The 26,256-nt window shown below is 33.6% G+C and carries 16 protein-coding genes; 2 read left to right on the top strand and 14 right to left on the bottom strand.

What is annotated here, in order from left to right; translation table 11 throughout:
• Positions 1–23: 23 nt before the first annotated feature.
• The 7 genes from Q0842_RS02295 to Q0842_RS02265 all read right to left on the bottom strand — a co-directional run bounded on the left by Q0842_RS02295 (position 24) and on the right by Q0842_RS02265 (position 13,273).
• The gene (locus tag Q0842_RS02295; RefSeq protein WP_298493897.1) at positions 24–2,414 is read right to left on the bottom strand and encodes a hypothetical protein; all 2,391 of its coding nucleotides are present in this window, start codon (positions 2,412–2,414) and stop codon (positions 24–26) included.
• A 114-nt stretch (positions 2,415–2,528) separates the two neighbouring features.
• Positions 2,529–4,178, bottom strand: a complete 1,650-nt coding sequence (locus Q0842_RS02290) for a sulfatase (RefSeq protein ID WP_298493894.1) — start codon at positions 4,176–4,178, stop codon at positions 2,529–2,531.
• Between the two features lie 134 nt (positions 4,179–4,312).
• Positions 4,313–6,898, bottom strand: a complete 2,586-nt coding sequence (locus Q0842_RS02285; RefSeq protein WP_298493893.1) for a T9SS type A sorting domain-containing protein — start codon at positions 6,896–6,898, stop codon at positions 4,313–4,315.
• Positions 6,899–6,907: 9 nt separating this feature from the next.
• Positions 6,908–8,707: an arylsulfatase gene (locus Q0842_RS02280; RefSeq protein ID WP_298494033.1), complete on the bottom strand. Its 1,800-nt coding sequence runs from the start codon at positions 8,705–8,707 to the stop codon at positions 6,908–6,910.
• Positions 8,708–8,730: 23 nt separating this feature from the next.
• Positions 8,731–9,891, bottom strand: coding sequence for a mandelate racemase/muconate lactonizing enzyme family protein (locus Q0842_RS02275; protein WP_298493891.1), 1,161 nt, complete (start codon positions 9,889–9,891; stop codon positions 8,731–8,733).
• Between the two features lie 10 nt (positions 9,892–9,901).
• Positions 9,902–11,209 carry an MFS transporter gene (locus Q0842_RS02270; RefSeq protein WP_298493889.1) on the bottom strand — a complete coding sequence of 436 codons (1,308 nt, stop codon included), beginning with the start codon at positions 11,207–11,209 and terminating at the stop codon, positions 9,902–9,904.
• 174 nt (positions 11,210–11,383) lie between these two features.
• Positions 11,384–13,273: a CRTAC1 family protein gene (locus Q0842_RS02265; protein WP_298493887.1), complete on the bottom strand. Its 1,890-nt coding sequence runs from the start codon at positions 13,271–13,273 to the stop codon at positions 11,384–11,386.
• A 252-nt stretch (positions 13,274–13,525) separates the two neighbouring features.
• Between Q0842_RS02265 and Q0842_RS02260 the strand changes: the two genes are divergently transcribed.
• Together Q0842_RS02260 and Q0842_RS02255 are read left to right on the top strand one after the other, a co-directional pair.
• Positions 13,526–13,984 carry a (2Fe-2S)-binding protein gene (locus Q0842_RS02260; protein ID WP_298493885.1) on the top strand — a complete coding sequence of 153 codons (459 nt, stop codon included), beginning with the start codon at positions 13,526–13,528 and terminating at the stop codon, positions 13,982–13,984.
• 2 nt (positions 13,985–13,986) lie between these two features.
• Positions 13,987–16,173, top strand: a complete 2,187-nt coding sequence (locus tag Q0842_RS02255) for a molybdopterin cofactor-binding domain-containing protein (RefSeq protein ID WP_298493883.1) — start codon at positions 13,987–13,989, stop codon at positions 16,171–16,173.
• A 94-nt stretch (positions 16,174–16,267) separates the two neighbouring features.
• On the opposite strand, the gene Q0842_RS02250 is transcribed toward Q0842_RS02255, so the two are convergent.
• The 7 genes from Q0842_RS02250 to Q0842_RS02220 form a co-directional block, all read right to left on the bottom strand.
• Positions 16,268–16,582: a cytochrome c gene (locus Q0842_RS02250; protein ID WP_298494031.1), complete on the bottom strand. Its 315-nt coding sequence runs from the start codon at positions 16,580–16,582 to the stop codon at positions 16,268–16,270.
• A gap of 230 nt (positions 16,583–16,812) precedes the next feature.
• The gene (locus Q0842_RS02245) at positions 16,813–18,789 is read right to left on the bottom strand and encodes a beta-L-arabinofuranosidase domain-containing protein (protein ID WP_298493881.1); all 1,977 of its coding nucleotides are present in this window, start codon (positions 18,787–18,789) and stop codon (positions 16,813–16,815) included.
• 70 nt (positions 18,790–18,859) lie between these two features.
• A complete protein-coding gene (locus Q0842_RS02240) occupies positions 18,860–20,287 on the bottom strand; it encodes a sulfatase-like hydrolase/transferase (protein WP_298493879.1) in 1,428 nt (475 codons plus the stop codon).
• 447 nt (positions 20,288–20,734) lie between these two features.
• Positions 20,735–22,300, bottom strand: a complete 1,566-nt coding sequence (locus Q0842_RS02235) for an MFS transporter (protein ID WP_298493877.1) — start codon at positions 22,298–22,300, stop codon at positions 20,735–20,737.
• Between the two features lie 47 nt (positions 22,301–22,347).
• Positions 22,348–24,378 (bottom strand): beta-L-arabinofuranosidase domain-containing protein, encoded by a 2,031-nt coding sequence (locus tag Q0842_RS02230; RefSeq protein WP_298493875.1) that lies wholly within the window; start codon positions 24,376–24,378, stop codon positions 22,348–22,350.
• Between the two features lie 89 nt (positions 24,379–24,467).
• Positions 24,468–25,460: an L-rhamnose/proton symporter RhaT gene (locus Q0842_RS02225; RefSeq protein WP_298493873.1), complete on the bottom strand. Its 993-nt coding sequence runs from the start codon at positions 25,458–25,460 to the stop codon at positions 24,468–24,470.
• 33 nt (positions 25,461–25,493) lie between these two features.
• Positions 25,494–26,255: an aldolase/citrate lyase family protein gene (locus tag Q0842_RS02220; protein WP_298493871.1), complete on the bottom strand. Its 762-nt coding sequence runs from the start codon at positions 26,253–26,255 to the stop codon at positions 25,494–25,496.
• Between the last annotated feature and the right edge of the window lies 1 nt (position 26,256).

Raw genomic sequence — 26,256 nt, 5'->3', positions numbered from 1 at the left:
GCTATTGAATTTAGGAATTAAATTTATTTTATCTCTAATAGTAACACTTCTTCTGAAGCTAAATCAAAGTTATTATCAACCTTATTACCCGTCATCAAATTATTGATTTTCATTGAAGCACCGGACTTTAAAGCTAATTTAATCTTAGCAGCATTGTGCCCAACATTTAATAGGTTTACTAAATAAGAACCATCTTTTTGTTTTACAACACGAGAGATAGTTGTTTTAAAGTCTTTCCCATTATCAGATTCGATAATAACATCTGGCATATGGCCAGCAACTTCAGCTAGCGCTAATTTTTTAATTTCAGCAATATCAGCATTGTCTAAAACGACTAATTTTCCTTTACTGGCAGTTAACTTCTGGTTACGTTTTTTACCATATTCGTTCATTGATAAACTTTCAGACGAATCTACAATTACGCTACCTCCATTGTCTAAATACGATTGCAATGATGCAAATTCTGCATCAGTTACATATTTAGTTTTATACACTACTACAGTTTTCCAAGATTTATTATTTTGTTTTTCAATAATATTCTTTGTTACAAAACCTAAAGGAAGACCTTCAAAAAATAAGGACTTGTACAATTTTGTTGATTGCGTCATGTAAGTTGGTGTATTGATTGCAGACGTTTCAGAATAAAAGAAACGTAATGGACGCGGTTGCTCTCGCAGCGCAATAATCTCTTCTGAGTAAGTATTAAGGTCTAGCATTACTTGAGTGACTTCGTTTGCAATATGTGGTTGCATATTGTTTGAACCTGCATAAGCGCCTCCTAAACCAGGATCGAAGAAATTAAGTTCACCTTCTAATCGGTCTTCAGGCGAACCATCTGGATCACGCGCCCAAAACCAACCTGTATTAGCATCCATGCCCATTAAGGTTGCTAACCAATACACATTACGAACATAGCTTGTACGCGAATCTAAATCTCGCCACATACCAGATGATAGAAAGTGAGATTCTGAGTTTACATTAATTTTTTCTGGACTTACTGACTCTACAAAATCGTGTAAAATTGCCATTCCATCCCATTTGTATGCATAGTCTTGAAACCAATCGGAATTGATATGCGGCCTTATGCTCGGACTTCCTAAGGCTTTGGCATCATGACCTATCATAGTAGTTAACTCCGTTAAGGCTTCGAAATCCATGCCGTGTGAACGTGAATCTTCATAAAATGTACGCGGAAATAATTTTATATGCGTATCTGCTTCAGGATTAACAGCATGTAAATTATCTTGATTAAAGGTGAACCATTCTGTAGTTCTATGCATATTATAACGACACCAATCGTACCATTTTGGTGTACCTCTCAATGCTGTATCAATTGGAATTTCTATATTAATTGCATTGAAATTTCTAAATGACGTATCCCAATTTGAATTGAGTCTTTTGATATTGCCGTTGTACTTATCTTTTAACCAAGTTCTGAATTTGTTTAGTGTATAAGAAGAAATACCATTCATCTCTTTATATCTGTACGTCCAATGGTCTTTTTCTGAATACCAATGTGGTTCATTAGCAAACACATAACCTAATTCCGTCACTTTTTTACCTTTCGTTAATTCTCCTGTATGACGAATAATCTTGCCCCAAACGTCTCTTGCCAAAGGATTATCGATATCAAACCCAGTAAATAAGGAACGTCCTTTTCTTATTTCTGGTTCTCTTTTTTCAACCCACTCAGGAATACCCATTGACCAATAATATAAAAAGCCAATATTAGTATCTGGAATGCTAGTGACTTCCTTCATTAATTCTTCATTAAACGTACCATCTTCGTTAAGTAAGAACGAATTAATAGCACGATCGTGATCCACAGGATATAGGTTTTCTCCACCATGATATAAGGCTCCTAAATGATCATTATAAACAGCTTCATTAGTTAATGGTTGTCCAACTGTTTTTGAAAAATAATCATAAGGAAATGATGGCTTACCATTACTTACAAACATATTATCTGCAGCTTTTGCATTTTGCCAATCTACCTTATTGACTGGGCGACGTTTTATTTCGCCACTAAGCTCTTTATTTAAATCATCAATGCTCTTATCTAATATTTGAACTACTTTTCTTCGTTCAAAATCAGGCAGAATTTCAGCAAATGAATCTTTCTTTGCAGTATAGTAGCGTTCGTAACCAAATAACTTGGCAACGGCATCTTTGTTAGCCTCGTCCCAATCTGCAAACTTTACAAACTCTTTAGAAAACCACAAGGTTGTTTCTTCTCTTGTGACATCTATTGACTTTTTTTTGGCTTTACTCATTATAGTTTCTAGCTCTTCTATTTTACTTAAAGCTTCTTCTTTTGGCGTTTTCTTTTCAGTTTCACCACATGAGGCTAATAATGTTAAAAAGATTAGGCTAAAAAACAACTGGTTTATAAAAGTCTGTTTTAGTTTCTTCATTTTAAAAGATTTTAGTAGATAGTATTTAGTATTTTAAATATTGTTTATAATTAGCTGGAGTCTTAATTTCATTACAGATCAGTATCAAATTGTTTACAAAAAGTAATTCATTGGTTATTTGGCAAGATTACCTTTCCATCCTTTATTAAATTGAACCAATAGTTGCTTAACTAATTCAGGATTTTCATCTGCAACATTTTTAGTTTCTTTAGGATCATTTACATGATCATATAACTCAATAAAAACAGGTTCACTTTCTGGCTTTGTATAATCTTTCCATACAATCAATCTATAGTCTTTGGTGCGCATTCCATACCCCATCAAATTATTCTCAAACAAATCTCTATCCCATTTATCTTTTAATTGATCCTTTATTTTTCCTTCAACTTCTTCAATTAATGGTCCAAAATAAGTTTCTCGCATACCTTGAGATAAAGGATTTGCTGCCCATTCTCTTAAGGCTGGTGTTGGGAATTGACTAAAAGCAGCAGATTTCCATTCCTTTTCAGGATTATCTAGTAATGGCACAAAACTTTGTCCTTCTAAATGGTCAGGTAATTCTATTCCTGCCAGTTCACAAAGTGTAGGATACATATCCACAAGTTCAACCAAGGCATCGGTCGTTTTACCTCGACTACCTTTAGGCATATCTGGTGTCCAAATCATTAAAGGTACACGTGTTCCTATTTCATAGTTTGTAGCTTTTCCCCAAATACCCATATCGCCTAAATGCCATCCATGATCACTCCAAACAATTATTATAGTATTGTCCCTAACTCCAGAAGCATCTAATGCATCAATCATTTTACCAATTTGCGCATCAATATAACTTACACAAGCCAAATACGCATGCTTGAGTGTTCTTGCCATTTCATCATCAATAAGTCCCTTCTTAGGAATCCCATATCTTGCTCTTAATTCAAAAGAAGGATGTAACCCCATAGTTGCTCCACCCTCTGGCCCTTCAGTTTGTGTTGCCAATTTTATTTTTGCAGGATCATACATATCCCAATATTTCTTAGGTGCTAACCAGTTTAAATGAGGTTTTTTCATACCCATTCCCAGAAAGAAAGGTTTGTTTGGGTTTTTCTCCAACATATCTTTCATTGTGGCAATTGCTAATTCTGCATTATAGCCATCTTCATAAAAAGTATCGGGAACATCTGCTTTCTCGTATGCAGGGCCTTTACCTAAACCATTTCTAGGTGCATTTTTACCGTATTTAGCTATAACCTCTGCAGTACTTTTTTTAGAAAATTCTTGATTCTCTGGAAGCGCATATCCACCAGGTGTTTTACTCTTTTCTACAGTCATTTTATCATAAGCAGGTTTTCTACTCCATGACAATTCTCCATCGGCAAACCCTGGTTTATGATAAATTTTACCTGTATGGGTGGCCTCATATCCATTATTTTTAAAGTGCTGTGGTAAGGTAATGATATCAGGATTTGCTTCTCTAAAATAAGTAAAGTTCTCGATTACATTTATCGTTTCCGGTCTAGCCCCTGTCATTAAACTTGCTCTAGAAGGACTACAAATTGGTTCTTGACAATATGCTTTATTAAATAATAAACCATCACCAGCTAACTTGTCTAGATTTGGTGTAATTGCAATATCCGATCCATAAGCACCAATTTCTGGTCTCAAATCATCAATGGCAAGAAATAGAATATTAGGTGCTTTCTTTTCTTCAGCTTTTAAATCTACCTTTGATTTGCAGCTTACTAAAACAGCTAATAGAAAAATAATTTTAAGTACTCTCATTCCTTTATAATTTATTTTAATCCTCAAATAAAGAAATAAAAATCAATCATTCCTTTTCATTTCTTACCCCATTAATACAATATTTTAACTAGTTTAAAATTATCATGAAATTATTTGATAGAATGAAATATATTCTACTTTTTAATAAGCTTGAAAATTTTATTTAAACCCTGACCAGTCACTTCAACAAAATAAAGTCCTGATGACACAAAATTTAAATCTAGATTTAATTCCTGAATATTACTATGTTTTGAACTATGAATATTTTTACCATCCAAGCTCATGACTTTAACCGTAGTATGTTCCATAATCTTTGGAAAAATAAAATTCACTGATCCTGTTGTCGGATTAGGAAATAATCGAATTCCCTCATCATTAACTAAATCATTTACACCTAGTTCATTGGCATCTCTAAGTTCTACAAAAAGCAACTCGTATGGCTTTAAAACTTTAGTATTTGTTATTCCTACTCCTCTTAATAAGTCTTTTACTACGGTTCCATTAGTAGGGTTTTTAAGGTTTATTTCAATTTGTGCATCTACCTTACCTACATTAATAATAGACACTACTTGATTACCCGCATCATTTTCAACAACTTTCCATAAACAATGTGGGTAACTAGCACTACTTGTTTCTGTTAATTCAACTTTTGGCATATTTCCAAAACTATCAACAACAGATAATGCTGAATTTTTAATGTTTTCTGCCCCTGAAGCAAAGGTGATGCTACCCGATAAGCCGGAAATATTGCGCCCATATTCGTCTTTAACAAAACTTAGGTTATCCATTATAACTTTGCCTCCTGCATTTATATAGGTTTGTAACGCCTCTTTATCTGCTTCAGTAACAAACTGAGTTTTATGCACTAGAACAACGTCCCAATCACTATAGCTTTCATTTAATAAAATATCTTTAGTTACAAATCCAAGTGGTACACCTTCAAATGAAAGTGATTCATATAACTCCAAAACATCATCCATATGATTAGGTTTGTTTATGGACGAGGCTTTAGTGTAAAAAATCCTAATAGGTTTACGTTGCTCTTGAAATGCCGTAATATCCTCGGAATGCGCGTTTAAATCCATTAGAGTGGCATGCACTTCATTAACCACTCTTGGTTGATGATTGTTTGAACCGGCATAACCGGCGTCATTTTCATTTCTTGGACTACCGTCTTCTCGTCTCGACCAATACCAAGTTTGGCTTGCATTTAATCCCTGAGTATGCGCTAACCAATAAGTTGCTCTAGAATGCATCGGGTTCAAATATAAATTTATTGACGCTTTTGTTGATAAGAAATGAGTTTCAGTATTAAACATAATTTTATTAGGGCTTACAGATTTAAAGAAGTCATGTCCCATTGACATTTCACTCCATTCAAAAATGTATTTAGCTTCCCAGGGTTCCGTGTTCCAAGGCGCACTTCTATGAACCGCTCCTGCATCATTTCCAATAATACCGGACATTCGGGTAAGCGCTTCGACATCTAATCCTCTTGTTCTTTCGTTATCCGTCCAATGTTTTGGAATTATTTTAAGGTGTACTTTAGCATTAGGATCTGAAGCAATAATTTCATCTTTCATATATTGGTACCAATTGGTTACTCTATCCATATTAAAAGACATCCAATCGTACCATTTAGCTGTGCCTTGCAGAGTCACAGATATTGGAATTGTAATGGTTACAGCATCAAAATTCGAAAAACTTGTACCCCAAAGAGTATTAAGATTACTGATAGTTGAATGCTTATTCTGTAACCAGACTTTAAACGCTTCAATTGTATAATCTGAAACCCCGCTACTAGCCCAACTTAAATTGCCATTGGCTTCAACGGTATTTATAAAATGGGGTTCGTTGCACATCATATACCCTAAACTACTATAATTCTTTCCAGCCATTTGTGGCACCATTCCTTGAATTAAAAAACCCATCATTTCTTTTGCTCCAGGATGGTCTATATCATACTCGGTATAACGAACGCCTTTTTCGTCCTTTATGACAAAATCAGCCCCATATTTATCGATTGCCCATTGTGGAACATTTCTATTATTTATAAAAATAAATCCTGCTGTCCCAGTAGGTTTGCTATTTAATTCATTTAGTTTACTGGCTCTTATCGATCCGGAATCATTAGTTACATAACTAGGTGTTATAAAAAAATCTCCTAATTGACCATGATACTCTCGTAATAGGTTTATTTCTGGTTTCCAGGTCCAATCTGCTAAAAAAACTGGTTTACCTTCATGTAACAACTGATTGTTGTTAAGAGTAATACTAGCCCAATCAACATTAGGTGTTGGCTTTCTTATCAATTCATCGTTGATAACTTTATTCATTGTTACCAATGCAGAATCTAACATGGTAATAATATCCTGTCTCTCAAAATCTGGAAGTAGATTTGCCATTTCAGAAGCGTTATCTTTATAATGCCAAGTCTCTCCAAAATAAGCTACATTTCTTGAAATATTAGCCTCATCCCAATTGGCATAATCTAAAAAAACTTCGGCTGTTCTTACGGTAAGTTTTTCCTTTAGAGTTTCTTTTCCAGAAGTTTCGGCAATTGCAATTAATGTATTAAGTTCATTAATTTTCTGTTGTGCTGTTTCCTCAAGGGTTTGTGCATAGGCATTAAAAGAAAAAAATATTATTCCTAAACATAGCAAACAAATTATTCTGTTTGATACAAATTTAATTTTAGGCTCGTTACAATTATTATCCATTTTAAGGTTCTAATTTAATTTTATTATATCTACAAAATGTGGCCCAAAAGGCAATCTATCCATTTTTATGTAAGCATGAAAGTTGCCTTCTCCAGCAGGTAATTCAACAGTTTCAAAAACAACTTGTTTTTGTCCAACTTTTATGGCCTGAGAGAGATGTATAGTATTATACTTTAAATGTGCAATACAATCTGATTCTATTTCAGGTAAATCAAAAATTACTTTATATTTTCCGGCTTCAGTTTTAACGCCCCAAAAACCCAATTGATTATCTTCTATTACTCGGGGCCCTCCGTAATCAAATCGAGAAATTACACGTGGTCCTCCCCAATCAAATCGAGATAACGTTACATGAGGTTGTACCGCAGTACCTAAATGAATTTTTTGAACACCCTTAGCTTCTCGTTCTTCAGTTACCTCATCAAACCAATTTTCGTAACGCGATAACATTTCATCTACAATTTTTGGATGATTTTTAGCAATATTAATACGCTCACTCGGATCGTTTTCAACATCATATAGTTCTAAATTTTTTAGCACATTTTTCAACTCAAAATCGGTGGGTTGATGGACAATACCATGTGGAAAATTATGTGGACTAACTAATTTGTATTTTGGTGTTCTCAATGCAAAATGCATGTATTTAAATGGTGTTGGCCCATAATGCATTTGCACAACAAAATCACGTTCTTTTAAATTATCTGATACATTTTTTGTCCAAAGTGGTAATAATGATTCACCATCAATATGAACATCTTTCGGGGCATCAATATTCGCAGCATCTAATAAGGTTGGATATAAATCGATGATAGCTCCCATATTTGCGGTTTGTCTAACTGCTTTTATTTTTTCTGGCCATTTCACATAAAAAGGTACTCGGATCCCAGCATCATAAACACTTGTTTTAGTGCCTCTTAAATTAGCAACCCAACGACCTGGATATGAATCATTTTTGGTTCTTCTATGTCTAGGCCCATTATCAGAAAGAAAAATAACGATGGTATTATCTTCAATACCTAAGGTTTTTAATTTATCTAGCACTCTACCTACGTTGTAATCTATATTATCAATCATACCATAGGTAAGAGCATTATCTTCATGTAATCCCATTTTTCGATAAGGTTCTGCTCTAGCATCAGGTACCTGAAGTGGAAAATGAGGCAAATTCGTTGCTAAATAAGCAAAAAATGGTTTTTTTTCTTTTTGGCTTATAAAATCTAACGTTGCATTAGTAAAAATATCATCACAATAGCCTTCATACTTTTTTGGATTTCCGTTGTGTTCTAAAATAGGGTCGAAATATGAGTTTCCCTTGGGACCTGCTGCTTGCCCAATTCCACCTCCTTTATGCACCAATACTTCTTGAAATCCTTGATCTAAAGGTCGCATTGGTGTATTATCCCCAAGGTGCCATTTTCCAAATATTCCTGTTCTATAACCATTATCCTTTAAAATTTCTGCAATAGTAACTTCAGAATTATTCATGAAATGATCTACTTGTGTTACTGCAGTAACTCCCGTCCGGTATGGATATCTACCGGTTAATAAAGCTGCTCTTGAAGCCGAACAATTAGGATAGGAAAAAAAATGTGTCATTTCTATTCCTTGTTCGCCTATAGTTTCAATATGGGGTGTTTTTAAATAGGGGTTGCCATGTGCACCAATATCTCCATAACCTTGATCATCTGTCATCATAATGATGATATTTGGTCTCTTTTGAGCAACCAAATTTTTATAAGAAAATATTGAAATTATCAAAATCAATAGAAAAGTCACATTATTATTATGTTCCGATTTCAACTTATTCATCATTTTTAATTAAATTAAGTTAATTACCAGTTAGTAAAAGAACCATCTTTCCTTTTTAAACGTGGCGTTTCAACTGGTTTAAACCCTTCTTTAAGTGCTAATTCTTCATTAAACTCAATGCCTAAACCTGGAGTATCTAAAATCTTATAATGGTTTCCTTCTAATTTGGGTTGCACAGGATAATAGTTAATATCATCCAATCCAGGATTTTCAACTGGTGTATTCATTTCTTCTAACCATGTAAAATTTGGACAAGCAGCAGCTAAGTGTATTGTTGCGGCTGTACAAATTGGTCCTATAGGATTGTGTGGTAACAAATCTATATAATGTGCTTCTGCCATATTAGCAACTTTAATCGCTTCGGTAATTCCTCCAACATTACATACATCTATTCTTGCATACTGAGTAATGTTTTTTTCTATATATGGCATAAACTGCCATTTACTTGCAAATTCTTCTCCTATAGCAAATGGTACATTTACCATTTTCCTCAATTCTTGATAAACCTCTGGAGACTCATCCCTAATAGGCTCTTCAATAAAATCTAGTGTTCCTACTGGCATTTTTTGAATAAATGATACGGTTTCTGGAACTGATAATCTGTGATGATAATCTATACCAATAGTTACTTTTGTACCTACTTCTTTTCTTAATTCTGAAACCCAGTCTGCAATTGTTGCAATGGAATCTCTGGGTTCAAATGCAGAGCTGTATTTTCCTTCCTCATATTCAGCAGGAGCTAACCGCAACATGCGCCACCCTTCTTTTATCAAAACTTTTGCGCGTTCTATTAATTCTTCTTTACTACTGAATCTTAATGATGCGAAACATTCAACATAATCGCGTTGTTTTCCTCCCAGAAGCTCATAAACAGGAACACCTAAAGCTTTTCCTTTAATATCATATAAAGCAATATCTATTGCTGAAATAGCTGCCGTTAATACACGACCTCCTTCAAAATACTGTCCTCGATATAAATCTTGCCATATAGATCCTATTTGCCTTGGATCTTTACCGATTAATAGCGGTCGATAATGGTCAATAACACCAATAACGGCTAATTCTCTACCTGTTAATCCAGAAGCACCCCAACCATAAAAACCTTGATTAGTTTCAACTTTTACATTAAGCTGACTTCTGCCAGCAATGTTTACAGGAAATACTTTTATATTTGAAATTTTCATAAGCCTAAATCTATTTTTTGCTTCCTTCTTCCTTCAACTCAATACGCTTAACCTCTCCAACAACTAATAATATTGAGAGAAAACCGATTACCGTTATCGCTCCAATGAAAAATAATGCTGGATTAAAGTCTCCATCTTGCACTAGTACACCAATAACATACGGTACAATAACTGCAGATAAGCCACCTATTAAATTAAAAACACCTCCTACAAGACCAATTATTCGTTTTGGTGCTATTAGAGATACAAATACCCATATAATTGATGCAAGTCCATTTCCAAAAAAGGCTATAGTTAAAAACAAAATAATTAAAAATGTACTATCAGTAAAGTTTGCGCCTATTATAAATGTAGATAACGATAAACCTATCAATACAGGCATTTTTCTTGCAAATTCTGGAGTCTTACCTTTTTTGACTAAATAATCTGATGAAAAACCAGCTAGTAGCACACCGCAAAATGCAGCTAAAAAAGGAATGGATGCTAAAAATCCTGACTTTATAAAATCTAAACCACGGTACTCAACTAAATATGTTGGAAACCACGTTAAAAAAAATATAGACATAGAACCCATACAAAATTGCCCTAAATAAACACCCCACAACTTTCTATGTTTAAAAGCTTCAAAAAAGTCATCCCAATTAAACTTTTCTTTTTTTTCTGAAGTGGTTTTTATCTTGTTAGAAAAACCACCACCATCTTTAATCAGTTTTAATTCTGCATCACTAACTGTATTATGCTGATCTGGATCGCGATAAAGCGCATACCAAACAAAAGCCCAGATTATACCTATAATACCTGAAATTATTAATAAACCTCTCCACCCTACTTTATCTTGAATTAATGTTAATACTGGGAATAAAAAGGCTAAACCAATAAATTGACCTGATGTATATACAGCAATTGCCGAAGCTCGCTCAGTTTCAGGAAACCACTTTGTAACAATTGCATTATTTGCAGGGTAAGAAGGTGCTTCAAAAACACCAATACTAACTCTTAGTCCTAATAAAAGCTTAAACGAATTAATAAAGCCTTGAAATAATGTTGCTACCGACCATAAAAACAACATAAGTGCATACAAAAATCTAAGCCTAACCTTGTCTACTATGATACCTCCCGGGATTTGTAACGCAGCATATGCAATTCCAAATACTGAAAAAATGGAACCCATTTGAACGGTTGTCAATTCTAACGATTCACTTATAGCTGATGCAGCAACTGATATATTAGTTCTGTCTAGATAATTAATTACAACCGTTCCAAATATTAAGGCTAAAATGTTATAGCGTTTTTTGGTTATTTTGGTTTTTAGCCTCAAAATTAAGTTGTCTTAGGTTAATAGAAATATATTGTGCAAACTATTCTATAATAGTCGGTTAAAACAAATTAATTTTACCAATACATAAACTAATATTACCCAATCTGGTAAAATATTATAATCATGTTATTAATTCATATAAATAAACTCAGGCGAATCAAAGTAATCAAGAGTCTATTTTTTCCCAATAAAAGTGGTTGTATTTAATTTGGTAATCGTTTTTTCAAATGTTTCACCATTAGTCCATTTTACTTTTACCTTAATAGGTTGATTATATGCTCCAAAACCAAAATGTACATAATTATTGAATCCCAATGAGTATTGAGCCCCTGTGGTTCCCACACGTAATTGCTGCTTATTTTTACCATAATTTACAGTAACTAATGCCCCTAAAGCTGTCGCTTTTTTCGAAGGAGATGCACCAATTTTTATAACAATAAAATTGTTTTTTTTTGCTTTATTAAGGGAGTTTTTAAACAAATGCCACTTCCCACGTTCATTTCCTAAAACAACATCAACCCTTCCATCATTATTGTAATCAATAGTTTCTACTGCCATTCCTATAGCTCCTAATTCAGTAGAAATAATGTCGTGTTCCTCTAGTCTTTCAAAGTTTGACTCGCCATTATTTAAATATATTATAGATTTATTTGCATTAATTAAATTTCCTCTTGGTACTACTAAAATGTCATTGTAACCATTGTTATCAAAATCCGCAATAGTTACAGCATTTGAATGTTCTTTAAAAACTAGATTTGCTTTTTTTGTTGCATCTTGAAACTTCTTTCCTTTATTTTCTAATAAAATATCTTCAAGTCCATCTGGATGTTTATAATCAGGATAGTCTTTAACACCATGAACAATTCCCGTTGCCGGTGCCCATAGAAAACCGCCAATTCTCCATTTTTGATTTCCAACATAACCTATATACCAACCTTTCTTTTCTTTGTAATTTGGATTATCAGGAAAACCTAAGGCATTACTAACCACTAACTTTATATCCTTTCCAGAATGTGTTTCACCTTCAAATTCATAATCATAAGATGCTTCACCAATAAAATAAGTATCGTTATTAGGCCATTGCGACTGGAAGTTTTCCATTTCTAGAATATCTCCAGTTTCTAAATCATTTAACTTCAATTCACCTCTTTTAGTGTAAAACCCAAGGGTTTTTGATTCCTTATCAAAAAAAGTTTCTCCAATTTTAAATTCTAAACCTCTTGTAAAGTATAAATCAAAATCTCCATCGTTATCATAATCAATTTCTGCAACACCTGTTACTTCATCTATATTCTTGGGCAATATCTTTTTAGTCACATCTTTAAAAGTAAATCCTTCGCCGCCTTGATACATAATAACATTTCCATGACCATACATTACAATATCAAAAACGTTGTCGTTATTAAAATCGGTAATCAATACTTTTTGACCATCCACTTTGCTTGCAGGTAATGTTGAATCTAGAATTAATTCTCCATTACCATCATTTCTATAAATATAGTTCTCGGATGTACCTTTTTTTTCACCATCAGGAAAGGCAAAGTTTAATAAATCTAAATCTCCATCATTATCAATATCTACAAAACCAACAGTTCTACCACGCATCATTGCTAAGGGTTCCTTAAAGTCTCCTAAAGGCACAAACTCTCTACCTACAATGCGATACATTTTTGAGTTACGAGCATTACTTCCAGATCCTCCTCCACGAGACATAATCACTTCCAAATTTCCATCAAAATCAATATCACCAACTGAAACACCATGTAAATCGCCCATGATAATATCATAAGGTTTTGCAAATTCACCTCTATTATTCCAGCAGACTTGAATTCCAAAACCATGATCGTTTATTAATAAATCTAAATAACCATCTTGATCTAAATCGGCAACGACAGGTGCATCCCATTTTCTTAGATTTTTATCTTGTCTTGGAAATTCTTTAAAGACTTCGTTAAATCCTATTGCGCCATTATTTTGTGAGTTTCCTATACTTGTAACCATTATTATAATGATAAATTTAATAACCCATTTACACTTATAAGATTTATATATAATATTACTCATGACTCGTTTAAATTTTATAATTTTCTGATGCATTATTTATAGGCTCCAATAACTGAATTATTTCATAAAAACATATATCTTATAATACCTCATCATATAACTATATTATCTTAATTTTAAAATTACGATACTATGTACAAAAATTAAGGTAAATTATGATTAATTGAGGGTAACCATAGATATTTAATTTATTGCAAATTGAATATCTTTAAAATTTAATGGATAAAATAATAAGTAACACAACAAGTCATTATGATAACACTAAAAATTAACGGAAAAGAACATACTGTAGATGTAGACCCTACCATGCCATTACTGTGGGTAATACGAGATATTATTGGATTTACAGGTACAAAGTTTGGATGCGGAAAAGGATTATGTGGTGCTTGTATGGTATTAATGGATGGTAACGCCGTAAATTCATGTTTAATGCCCGTTTCGACTATGGAAGGCAGAGAAATAATTACTATTGAAGGGGAAACAGAAAATCTTCAGGCACTTCAAAAATCTTGGGCAGAATTAAATGTACCACAATGTGGTTTTTGTCAATCCGGACAATTAATTACGGCTACTTCAATGTTGAATAATAATCCTAATCCGAATGAAGACGAAATTAACGGGAATATGTCTCGTAATATTTGCCGTTGTGGTACTTATACAAGAATAAAGGGTGCTATTAACCATTGTGTTGAACAAAAAAATAAAAGTTAATTATGGATCCAATTAAAAATATAAGCAGAAGAGGTTTTATAAAAGGAATTGGTTTAGCTTCAGGTGGATTAGTTTTAGCATCAACGATTTATTCCTTCTCAAAATGTAATTCCGAAACAGAACTGGTTTCTGAATTCAATCCTAACTTATTTGTACAATTGAATTCTGATGGCAGTCTAATTCTAGTGGCTTCTCGTTCTGAAATGGGACAAGGAGTGCGTACGTCTTTAACATCGGTTATTGCAGATGAAATGGAAGCAGACTGGGATAGAGTAATTGTTAAACAGGCAACCGGTGATTCCAAATATGGAAATCAAAATACTGATGGTTCAAGGAGTGTAAGAATCTTGTACCAAAAGATGCGCCAAATGGGAGCTACTGTAAAAGCTGTTCTTATAACTGCAGCAGTTAAATATTGGGGTGTTCCAGAATCAGAATGTACTGCTGAAAACCATTATATAATTCATACAAGTGGAAAAAAAATAGGATTTGGAGATTTAGTAGATATTGCTAAAGATTTAGAAATCCCCAAAAAGGTAATACTAAAATCGCCTAAAGATTTTAAATATATAGGCAAAAACTTACCAAGTATTGATGTTGAAAATTTATCTAACGGAAGTGCCGTATTTGGATTAGACAAACGTGTACCTAATATGAAATTTGCAGCTATTAAACGCTGCCCTGTAACATTTGGTACTGTGAAAACTTATGACAAAACGGATGCATTAATGGTAAAAGGCGTGCTTGATGTTGTTGAAGTTCCTTTGTTAAGAAAAGCATTCGGCTCTTTAGGCGGTGTTGCGGTAATTGCGACTAATACTTGGGCAGCTTTAAAAGGTAGAGATGCATTAAAAATAGAATGGGATGATGGTGATAATGCATCCTATAATACTGAATCATTTATGAGCACTATTACTGCTAATGTTCAAAAAGCAGGACAAGTCGAAAAAAGTATTGGTAGCGTTGATGATGCATTTAAAAAAGCTAATAAATTCGTCGATGCCACTTATCAATTACCACATTTAACACACGCACCCATGGAAGTTCCAAATGCAGTTGTTTCTGTAGAAGAGGATTCATGTGAAGTTTGGGCCCCTATTCAATCACCTCAGGCTGCAAGGCGAGAAGTTGCTAACTTTTTAAAATTAGATGAAGCCAAAGTAATCATTAATGTAACCTTATTAGGTGGTGGTTTTGGAAGAAAAGCTAAGCCAGATTTTATTGTTGAGGCTGCAGCAATTTCAAAAGCAATAAAAGGCCCTGTACAAGTTGTCTGGTCACGAGAAGATGATATTCAACATAGTTACTATCATACCGTATCTGCTCAATACCTAAAAGGAGCATTGGATTCTAATGGGAATGTAACTGGGTGGTTGCATCGTTTTGCATTCCCTAGTATTGGATCGACTTTTAAACCAGGCACTAATTTACCTCAGCCCTGGGAATCAAGTAGCGCAAAGGATATACCCTATGATATTCCTAATATGCAAATAGAGACAGGAAAAGCTGATGCACATGTTAGAATAGGTTGGTATCGCTCGGTAATTAATATTCCTCATGGATATGCCATTAATGTTTTTGCAGATGAACTGGCTTATGAAGCAGGTAAAGACCCTTTAGAATTTAGATTAAATTTAATAGGTAAAGATCGAGTTCAAGAGACTAATGATCAATATAAATATGATACTGCTAAATTAAAACATGTTCTCAAAACTGCAGCTACAAATGCGGGATACAGTAAACAATTACCTGATGGTCATGCTATTGGGTTAGCAGTTCATTATAGTTTTTATTCTCATGTGGCTGCAGCTGTGGAAGTATCGGTTGTAGATGGCAAATTAAAAGTACACCAAGTAAATATAGTGATTGATTGTGGTACTGCTATCAATAGAGATACCATAAAAGCACAAATGGAAGGTTCTGCCATCTTTGGAATGTCTTTAGCTTTTTATGGTAAAATTACCGCTAAAAATGGCGTTATTGAACAAAGTAATTTCCATGACTATCAAATGTTAAGAATGCCAGATGTTCCTAAAATACACGTGGAAATCGTTGAAAGCAATGACGATCCAACAGGGGTTGGGGAACCAGGTGTTCCAGTTATAGCACCAGCAATAATTAATGCCATATTTAAAGCTACGGGCAAACGTTATAGAAGTTTACCTCTATCAGATCATGGTTTAGTTTAACTCTTTTGAAAAAGATTTAATAAAGTAAATTGATAAAAAAAGCGTTTGAATTATAATAATTCAAACGCTTTTTTTATTCTAAAAGGTATAAAATTTAATTTCTAACTTTTTCCACCAATTTAGCATCGACAACCTCTGATTCATTACCCCAACTATTTTGAATATAATTCATAACATCAGCAATTTGTTGATTAGTTAACATACTAAAACTAACCATGGTTCCGTAATAACTTTTACCATTTACTTTCATTTCTCCGCTGGCTCCATTTAAAATGACTTCGATAGTTTTTTCTATATTACTCAAATAGTCAGATTTAGCAAGTGGAGGAAAAGCACCTGAAACACCTTCCCCATTTGCCATATGGCATGTTATGCAATTAGATGCATATATTCTTTTTCCTTTATTCATACTTTCTTCTAGCGCATTTTGACTTGAAGCACTAAATGAAACTACTATTAAAAGTAAAACTAGGATTGAGTTTAGCTTTTTTATATTCATTATTCTTTTACTAAAATATATTCTGAAAATATACCAGTCAATTACTGTACCAAATGATATTCTAATTAGTATGTCCTAAAAAAGTAGCTCAATCATTATAAAGTTTATAATGATTGAGCTAAAGAAATATTATCGTCATTCTACCAAACTACTGGCATAAAAACGGTCATTTCTGCCTGCCCACGATTGCTCCAGGCATAATAAGGTACTAATTGCGTTTTATAAGAATTAAAAATAGGTTTTGTAACGGTTTGATACATCTCATCAGTCTTACCTTCTCTTAATAAAAGTTCGGCCTCAACTACAGTTACACCCCCTAAGAAATCGGATTTATGAACCGCCTCTAATTTAGTCTCTCCTTTAATATATGCATCCAAGATAGAAGTGTTTTCTGGTAAATCTGGAGTTTCTAAACAGTAAACAATTGGACCTCTTTTTACTGCCAATTGATTTCTTACCTCTTCAATTCTATTGTGACCTTCAATGAATGTTGGCTCCATAGGCATATCTAAAGTTATTGTATCACCAGCTTTCCAAATTCTATTTATGTTTGCAAAATTTCCTGGATTAACTTCAACATCAATATCTTCTCCATTCACCTTTAAAGTACTTCCTACTGCCCATTTTGGAATTCGAACTTTAATCTCGAATGCAGAATTTTTACATTCGTCAAGAGTTATTTTTACTAATCCTTTCCAAGGATACTCTGTGTCTTGTGACATTTTTAGGATAGACCCGTCTAACATTTTAGTGTCTAAATTATTCGCACCAAATAAAACAACTGCCACACCATTTTCAGATAAATTGTAAGCCCATCCTGAACTTTTACAAATAGTTCTCACCAAGTTTGGTGGACAACAAAAACATTCTAAATATGGTTGTCTTACTGGACTTTCAGTAACATCTGCATGCGAATCATAATTTCGTGAGTTATTTACCATTCTTAAAGGGTTCGAGTAGAAATAATCTTTTCCTTCTAAACTAATACCTGATAACCCACTATTGTATAATACTAATTCTATGATGTCCGCATATCTTGATTCTCCATTAATCCCCATCATTCTACTACTAAACATGGCATTACAAAGGTTAGCACAAGTTTCGTTATATGCAGTCATGTTTGGCATCATATAAGCATCAATAAAACCTTCTTCAATCATGTCTAAATTAGTAGAAGCTCCGTAATGAGCCTGCCCTACTGCACCGGTAACATACATTTTCTTATTGGTAACATTCTCCCATAATTTATCCAACGCATCAATAAGTGCCTTTTCACCAGTTTCCGCATAAACATCTGCAGCACCAGCATAATAGTATAATGCTAATACGGCATGTCCTACGGCCTCTTCAGATTCTCTTAATGGTGTTCTTTCTTGAACCATATCACCAATTGGATAACCAACTGTGGTAGAATCATGTTTTATTTCAAATGTCCCCCTTCTGTTGATGAACTTTTCAGCTAAATTTAAATACCTCTTGTCTTTAGTAGTTCGGTACAATTCTACCAATCCCATAATTTGAGTTTGATTAAACCCAAAACGTTGATAGTGTTTAGTATCTGGCATAAAATAACTGTATAATAAATCTGCTTGTTTAATGGCAATATCTAAGAAGTTACGTTGTCCTGTAATACGATAATGTACGGAGCCAGCAATAAACAAGTGTCCGAAATTGTACATCTCGTGGTACTTTCTATTCTCAAATCTATCAACACCTTCTGTTATCTGAACATGAGTATGAATATAACCATCTTCTTCTTGAGCTCTTCCTATAATATCAATGTATTCATCTAACTCTTTTAATAGAGATTCGTTTTTAGTAAGACCGTATATGTACATTTTAGCCTCCATAAACTTAAAGAAATCACCATCATGCCAATAAAACCCTTTGTGCTCACCTTCTTTTTCTCCTGCTGCAATTTTAAAATTATTCAATCCATGACCTATGTCACCACATAAAACATCTCCCATATAAGGAAGCATTTTTTCTTCTGCAGATTTTACTTTGTCTGACCAAAAACCTGAATTCCACTTACAATCTCCAAAATTGATGCTTTTTAGTTTTACATATGGACTTTCGGAAGTATTCGTTATTGCTTTATTATGAATTGTACTCATTAATTTATTCTTTTATTTTAATTATTTATCCCAACACAAACCTACCTATTGTGTTTAAAAGGAAAGTCTTTTATTTATTAATGTATTGTTCCATTTCTTTCTTTACTAATTCTGGAGTTCTATAACGATCCATTCTGTCTACATCATATTTTTCAAATTTTTGTTTTAGCATCCATAATGGACGTTCCAAAGTTAATTCCCACTCGAATAATTTTTTAAACATTTTTTTTAAACGCTCAGGATACTTCAATGCTAAATCATTTTCTTCAGTAAAATCATTTGATAAATCATATAGTTCTGCAGGCCTATCTGCATAACGAATTAATTTCCAATCGTTATTTCTATATACAGCACGAGCTTCTTTTTTCCAAAACAAATCCTCATGGGGTCTTGCCTTATTTGTTCCATTAACAAAAGGAATTAAATTAACACCATCAATATCTTCTAAATCGGCAGTGTCTCCTCCCGCAGCCGCGTAAAAAGTTGGTAACAAATCGAAAGTGCTTACAGGATAATTATAAATCGAGCCTGCCTTGATTTCACGAGGCCATTTCATTAAAAAGGGAACCCTTAATCCTCCTTCTAAATGGTTTGATTTTGTTCCACTTAAGGGTAAATTTAATGAGGCATTTTTATCGGTGGGCCCACCATTATCATTCGAAAATACAATAATAGTATTATCATCAATACCTAATTCTTTTAGCTTATCTAATACCCTTCCACAAGCTCGATCAAGCGCTAATGTCATTGCTGCTACCTCTTTACGTTTACCTTTTAAGTTAGGAAATTTTGCTAAATCTTCTTCAGTTGCCTCCATTGGCGTATGAACAGCGTTAAATGCTAAATAAATAAAGAAAGGATTGTTCTTGTTTCGTTCAATAAAAGAGACTGCTTCATCAGCAAAAACATCAGTTGCATAGCCATTTGGCTCTTCAAAATTTTCAAAATTTCGTTCCATTTTATTATCGGCATGGACCCCTTCGAAATTTTCATACCTAAAATAGCTTCTTGCACCACCTCTAAATCCATAAAATTCATCAAACCCTCTATTTAAAGGATGAAAACGATCTGCATTACCTAAATGCCATTTACCATACATGGCATTTGTATATCCAAGTTTTTTCAAATAATCTGCAATTGTTTTTTGATCTAACGGTAGTCCCATGTCATCCCCCAAATACTTAGAATTCTCGCTCATAAATCCGGGCACATTAATTTCCTGATATCCAAATTTTTGTTGGTATTTACCAGTTATTAGCCCCGCTCTAGATGGACCACAAACAGCATCGGTAACGTAACCTTCGGTAAATCTAACACCTTCATCAGAAAGCTTATCTAAATTAGGAGTTATCATCACCTTACTTCCTTGAAATCCGAAATCGGCATAACCTGCATCATCAGAAAACAAAAAGATAATATTTGGTTTTTTCTGTGCTTTTGCCATTGGTTGACATGCAACAACCATCAAAATGATAAAAAGAAATTTAATTGTTCTCATAAACATTAGTAAATTAATCTAATTAAGTTAGATAAAATATAGCTTTAACTGTGCTACGATTTACCCTAATAAAATAGATAGTTGATATAAATTTTTATTTTAATAGCTAAATCATCTATAAAAAATTTGTCACTTCTAATTCTAAGGATCATTCTAGTGCTATTACATATATTTGTCTTCTTCTAAACTTACAGTTTTACTGAATTCAACGAATTTTAAACTGAGTAAGTTAAATTTAAAACATATCTGACACTAGAGCAACAAACTTTTAATTTGATTAAGGTAAAATTAGAATTAATTCAAAATTCTTTATAAACTATAAATACCCAGTTAATAAACATATTTACCCATCTCTAAATCTCGGGTATATACTAAACTAGATTATTCGAATGATGTGTAAAACAAATACAACCTTCCAACTTATATATGTCTATACGATTAAAAGTTCTATTTTTTCTGAAGTTTTAGTTGAATCTCCTCAATGGTTAAATTTTTTGTTTCAGGTAAAAACTTAAATAAAACAATTAAACCTAGAAAAACGATTCCCGCATAAAATAAAAATATTGAACTTGCTCCCATGTTTGCAAGTTGCCACGGAAATAGAAACTGTGTTAACGCACTAATTGTACTAGAAAGGAGTGCGAAAAATGGTATTGCAATTCCTCTTACGGAAATTGGAAAAATTTCTGATAGTAATACCCACATAATTGGTCCTACCGAAAAATGAAATGCAGCTATAAAACTTAAAATACCTATAAGAATTAAAGTTGCATTAAGTACCGCTGATTTCTGTAGAAACACGCTAGAATTATCTCTAGCTGAAATATCTCCCATAACACCTTTAACTGCCTCCTTAAACTCTATATCAGTTGCGAATTCTTTCCCCACTAAGGCTGATAATTTATCAACATTAGGGATGTCTTTCATTTCTGCAATGGCTTCATTTGTAACTTCATATTTAGCAGAGCCAAATCCATAAGCACAAATTCCCAAACTTAAAATTACCCAAACTAATCCAGAAATCATCATTGGGCGTCTTCCTAGTTTGTCTATTAAAACTAAAGATAAAATAGTAAAAATAATACTTACCAGACCAATCCAAATGGCCTGTTGAAATGCTGCTTGTTCACCTAAACCTAACTGTTCCATAACGGTTGGCGCATAGGTTAAAACGGCATTAATACCAGTTGATTGTTGCACTATAGCCATAGTAAATGCAACTATTGTAACGATAGTCATCTTTTTACTAAAAATTTCCTTCATTTGAGTTCCTACAGATCTATCTTGATTACTTTCTTGAACACTTAGTTTCATTTCCTCAACATGTTCCTCAATCTCATTTTCCGGAATAACCTTAGTTAAAGTTTTTTTAGCTTCATCAAACTTCCCTTTATATACTAACCAAGCAGGGCTGCGAGGTACTAAATAAAGTAATCCAAACCATATCAATGCCGGTATAATTTCAATACCCAACATCCATCTCCAAGTATACTCTTTAAGTCCAAAGGTTGTTACCCACTCTGCATCAGAATTAGTAGTTTGTAGAATCCAATAATTTATAAAATAAGCAGCAGTAAGACCAATTACGATGTTAATCTGCGTCATTGATACTAACTTACCTCGCCATTCTGCAGGAGCAATTTCACCAATATACATTGCTGCTAGAGTAATCGAACTAAATGCCAAACCACCGAGTAAACGCGCAACAAAAAGTGTGGAGAACGAAGGTGCAAATGCTGAGCCTAAAGCAGATATTAAGTACATTGCTGCAATTACCTTCAAAGTCGCTTTTCGCCCAAATTTATTACTAGACCAAGCTGCTAATGGTAAAGCTATTAAAACACCAATTCCTGGTCCAAACCCTAAAGCTCCTACTTGCCACTCGTTTAAATTAAATTCAGCTGTAATAAATTTAAAAGCCCCAGAAATTAAAGCGGCGTCTAAACCAAATACAAAACCTCCAATTGCTACTATTGTTGCATATTTATAAGCATTCCTTTTATATGATCCCATAATATTTAGTTAGATAAATAATGTTAAAATTATATACTTGCGCTTTTTTAGTTCCAAATAATTGGTAAGAAAACAGTCATTTCTGATTCACCTCGATTGCTCCAAGTAAAATAAGGCACAAGCTGAGATTTAAAAGTTTCGAAAACAGGTTTGCTTACTGTTCTATACATATCTTTTTCTTCATTTTTACGTAACAATAAATCTGCAGAAATAGTTGATACTCCTCCCAAAAAATTAGGCTTGTACTCGCTTTCTAATCGTGTATCCCCCTTGATATAAACATTCAAAATTTCTGATTTTTCAGGTAAATCAGGAGACTCAACACAATAAACTACAGGTCCTCTTTTAACTGCAATTTGATTACGTGCTTCTTCAATACGTGGATGCCCTTCTACAAAAGTAACTTCCATGGGCATTTCTATTCTTATAACATCTCCTTTTTTCCAAGTTCGTTCAATTTTTGCAAAATTTCCTGGTTTTATTTCGGTTTCAGTATTTTTTCCATTCACTAATATTTTAGTTCCTTCAGCCCAACGAGGAATTCGAAACAACATTTCAAAAGGTTTATTTTTACAGTCATCAACAGTAATTTTTACTGAACCTTCCCATGGATACTGTGTTTCTTGTTTTAATTTAATCTTAGAACCATCTAACAATTTAGTCTCTAATGCATTTCCACCATATAGATTTACAGCAATTCCGTTAGACGAAAGACTATATGCCCATCCTGACACTTTTGCTATGGTACGGACTAAATTTGGAGGACAACAAAAACATTCTAAATAAGGTTGCCTAACAGGAAACTCAGTATTCATTTTTTTATAATTTATTGCACCTTCCACTTTACGCAATGGATTGGAATAATAATAATCTTTACCTTCAATACTAATCCCTGAAAGTGCACTATTATACAATACCAATTCCATAATATCTCCATATTTTGATTGTCCTTTTAAACCCAACATTCGGTAACTAAACATAGAATTACAAATATTTGCACAAGTTTCATTATAAGCCGTAGTATTAGGCATCATGTATTCATCAATAAACCCTTCCTCTATTTTATCTTTATTTGTCGATCTACCATAATGTGCTTGACCTACGGCTCCGGTAACATACATTTTCTTTTCAGTTACATTTTCCCAAAGTCTATCTAAAGCTTCAATCAATGCTTGCTCCCCAGTTTCAGAAGCTACATCAGCGGCTCCTGCATAATAGTACAATGCAAGTACGGCATGACCAACAGCTTCCTCAGATTTTCGTAATGGAGTCCGCTCTTGAACCATATCGCCAATGGGATACCCTTTTGTACCTGGTGTTTCTTCTACTTTATACTTGCCTCTGTTATTAATAAACTTTTCTGCCAACTTCAAGTACCTTTTGTCTTTGGTAGTACGATATAATTCAACCAATCCCATGATTTGAGTTTGATTAAAACCGAAACGACCATAATGATCATCTTCAGGCATAAAAATAGTATACAATAAGTTTGCATGTTTAATAGCTATATCTAAAAAATTCCTTTGACCAGTTATTCTATTATGAACACATGCACTCGTCAATAAGTGACCACTATTGTACATCTCATGGTTTCTACGGTTTTCGTATGGGTTTTTACTGTCATTTAATTGAATTTGTGTTTGTAAATACCCATCTTCCAATTGCGCTTTTCCTATAATCGCTATATAGCTATCCACATCGTTTAACAAGTTTTTGTCACCGTTTTGAGCATACACATACATACATGCTTCTAAATATTTATAAAAATCACCATCGTGCCATCCAAATCCTTTATGAGGGCCTTCTTGTAACCCAGCGGCTCTTTTAAAATTATTTAATCCATGACCAACATCGCCACATAGAACTTCACCCATATAGGGTAACATTGATTCTTCGCAAACTTTAAACTTATCTGCCCAAAAACCTTCAGTCCATTTGCAATCACCAATATCAATACTTTTTAATTTTACGAAATTACTATTAGCGTTGTTTATTATGCCCTTTTGCTGCGCAAAAGATGATTGTATAAAAAGAAAACAACAAATAATTATCGATTTATATATTTGAAAGTTATTCATATTCTAATATTATTTTGATGTATTAAATGTTATTACTTAAAAAGTCTAGAGGTCCTATGAGATTACTACTAATTAAACACTAAGTTTAATTAAGGTTTAATACTCATAACTATTACAGCCACAATAATAAACAACACTCCCAATATCATGATATTGAATGGTTTTTTTGCACCGTCCCACTCCTTATTGAGATAAGCCCAAATATTTCCAACTATTAATGAAAGACCTAACATTATAGGCCATGCAATAGCATCTCCTATTTTCCCCATTAATGTAGCCCCTTGCCCGTATATTCCTAAAGCACCAAACCATAACAATGCAGCTCCAATTGACCACATGTACGCTTTTCTTGCTTTTGGTGTAGAAAAAGAACTCCAAGTATTATTCTTAGCTAATAAGAAAATTGAATATCCTGCATTAACAATGAATCCTCCCCACAATACAACTACCCAGATTGCTAAACTACCATTTCTGGAAATCGCCCCTGCTTGTTCCGCAATTGCTCCAATACTTTTTCCCTCAGCAAATCCAATAGCTAAAGCCGCAGAAAGCAAACCACTTAAAATGGCAATGATCAATCCTACTTTTAAATTGATTTTTTGTTGAGTTTCTCCTTGTTTTTTATCTTTCAATACACCAGCATAAGCTGTAATTGCAACACCTACTAGCATAATTATAACACCTCCAATAATATATGGAAACTCAGGTAATTGTGTTGCGTTATCAATTGAAAACAAAGGAATTAATCCACCGGCTGCAGAGCATACCCCCATAACAATTCCATAAGTAAGAGAAAGCCCAATATACGGTACACTTTTACCAAACATAATACCACCAATACCCCAAAGAGCTCCAAAAATCATGGCTTTGATTGTTGCTTCGGGCGATGCTGAAGTTACAACACCAAATAAATCTGGCACTACTAAATACGCCCAAACGCTTGGAATAATAATTAGAGCAAAAGTACTATGAACCAACCACCAAGCTTCCCATTTTAGTGGTGGCATAAATTTCATTCCTAGACCAAAAGAACCCTGAAATACACTAGCAAAAATAACCAGTAATAAAGGAAAATAATCCATAAAAATATAGTTTAGTTTTTTAGGTACTAATTATCAACTATGTAACCGTTGGGTAATATCTTTAAATGTATTCATGATTAGCCCCACATCTACTGCGTATGAGATGTATTGAACACCAATATCTTTCCATTTTTTTGCATTTTCGACAGATTCTGTAAACGTACCTACAGCTTTCCCGTATTTTCTTGCCAGTTTTACAGCGTCTTTCATTGCTCCTACTACTTTCTCGTGATGCACTTGCCCTGGAACACCACATGACTGTGATAAATCGTAAGGGCCTAAAAATATGATATCAATTCCTTCTACGGATAATATCTCTTCTAGGTTATCAATACCTTCCATTCCTTCTATATGAATAATAGATATCACATCGTCATTTGCTTTTCCAAAATGATCTACTGGACTAATATTAGTATATTCTGCAGCACGAACATATCTACACATACCGCGTTCCCCTTGCGGAAAAAACTTAGTTGCCTTAACAACCCTTTCTGCGTCCGCCTTAGTACATATTTGTGGTACTTGTATACATTTTGCTCCGATATCTAAAACTCTTAAAATAAGTGTTTCATTGTTTTCTGTAACTCGAACAACGGGTGTAATTCCTCTAGCTTCTGCAGCACGAATCATATTTTGTGCGGATTCAATACTAAACGGTCCGTGTTCCATATCAATAATTATGAAATCGAAGTTACTTAAAGCAGCAATTTCTACTATAGATGGATCTTGAATTTTACAAAAAGGACCATAAATTGTATCGCCCTTTTGAAGACTTTCTTTTATTTTATTTTTCATA

It is taken from the genome of uncultured Algibacter sp. (assembly GCF_947495675.1).
In the GTDB taxonomy this organism is placed as follows: Bacteria; Bacteroidota; Bacteroidia; order Flavobacteriales; family Flavobacteriaceae; genus Algibacter_B.
Note: the sequence above shows the minus strand (reverse complement) of the source record. Positions and strands in the feature narration are given on the sequence as shown.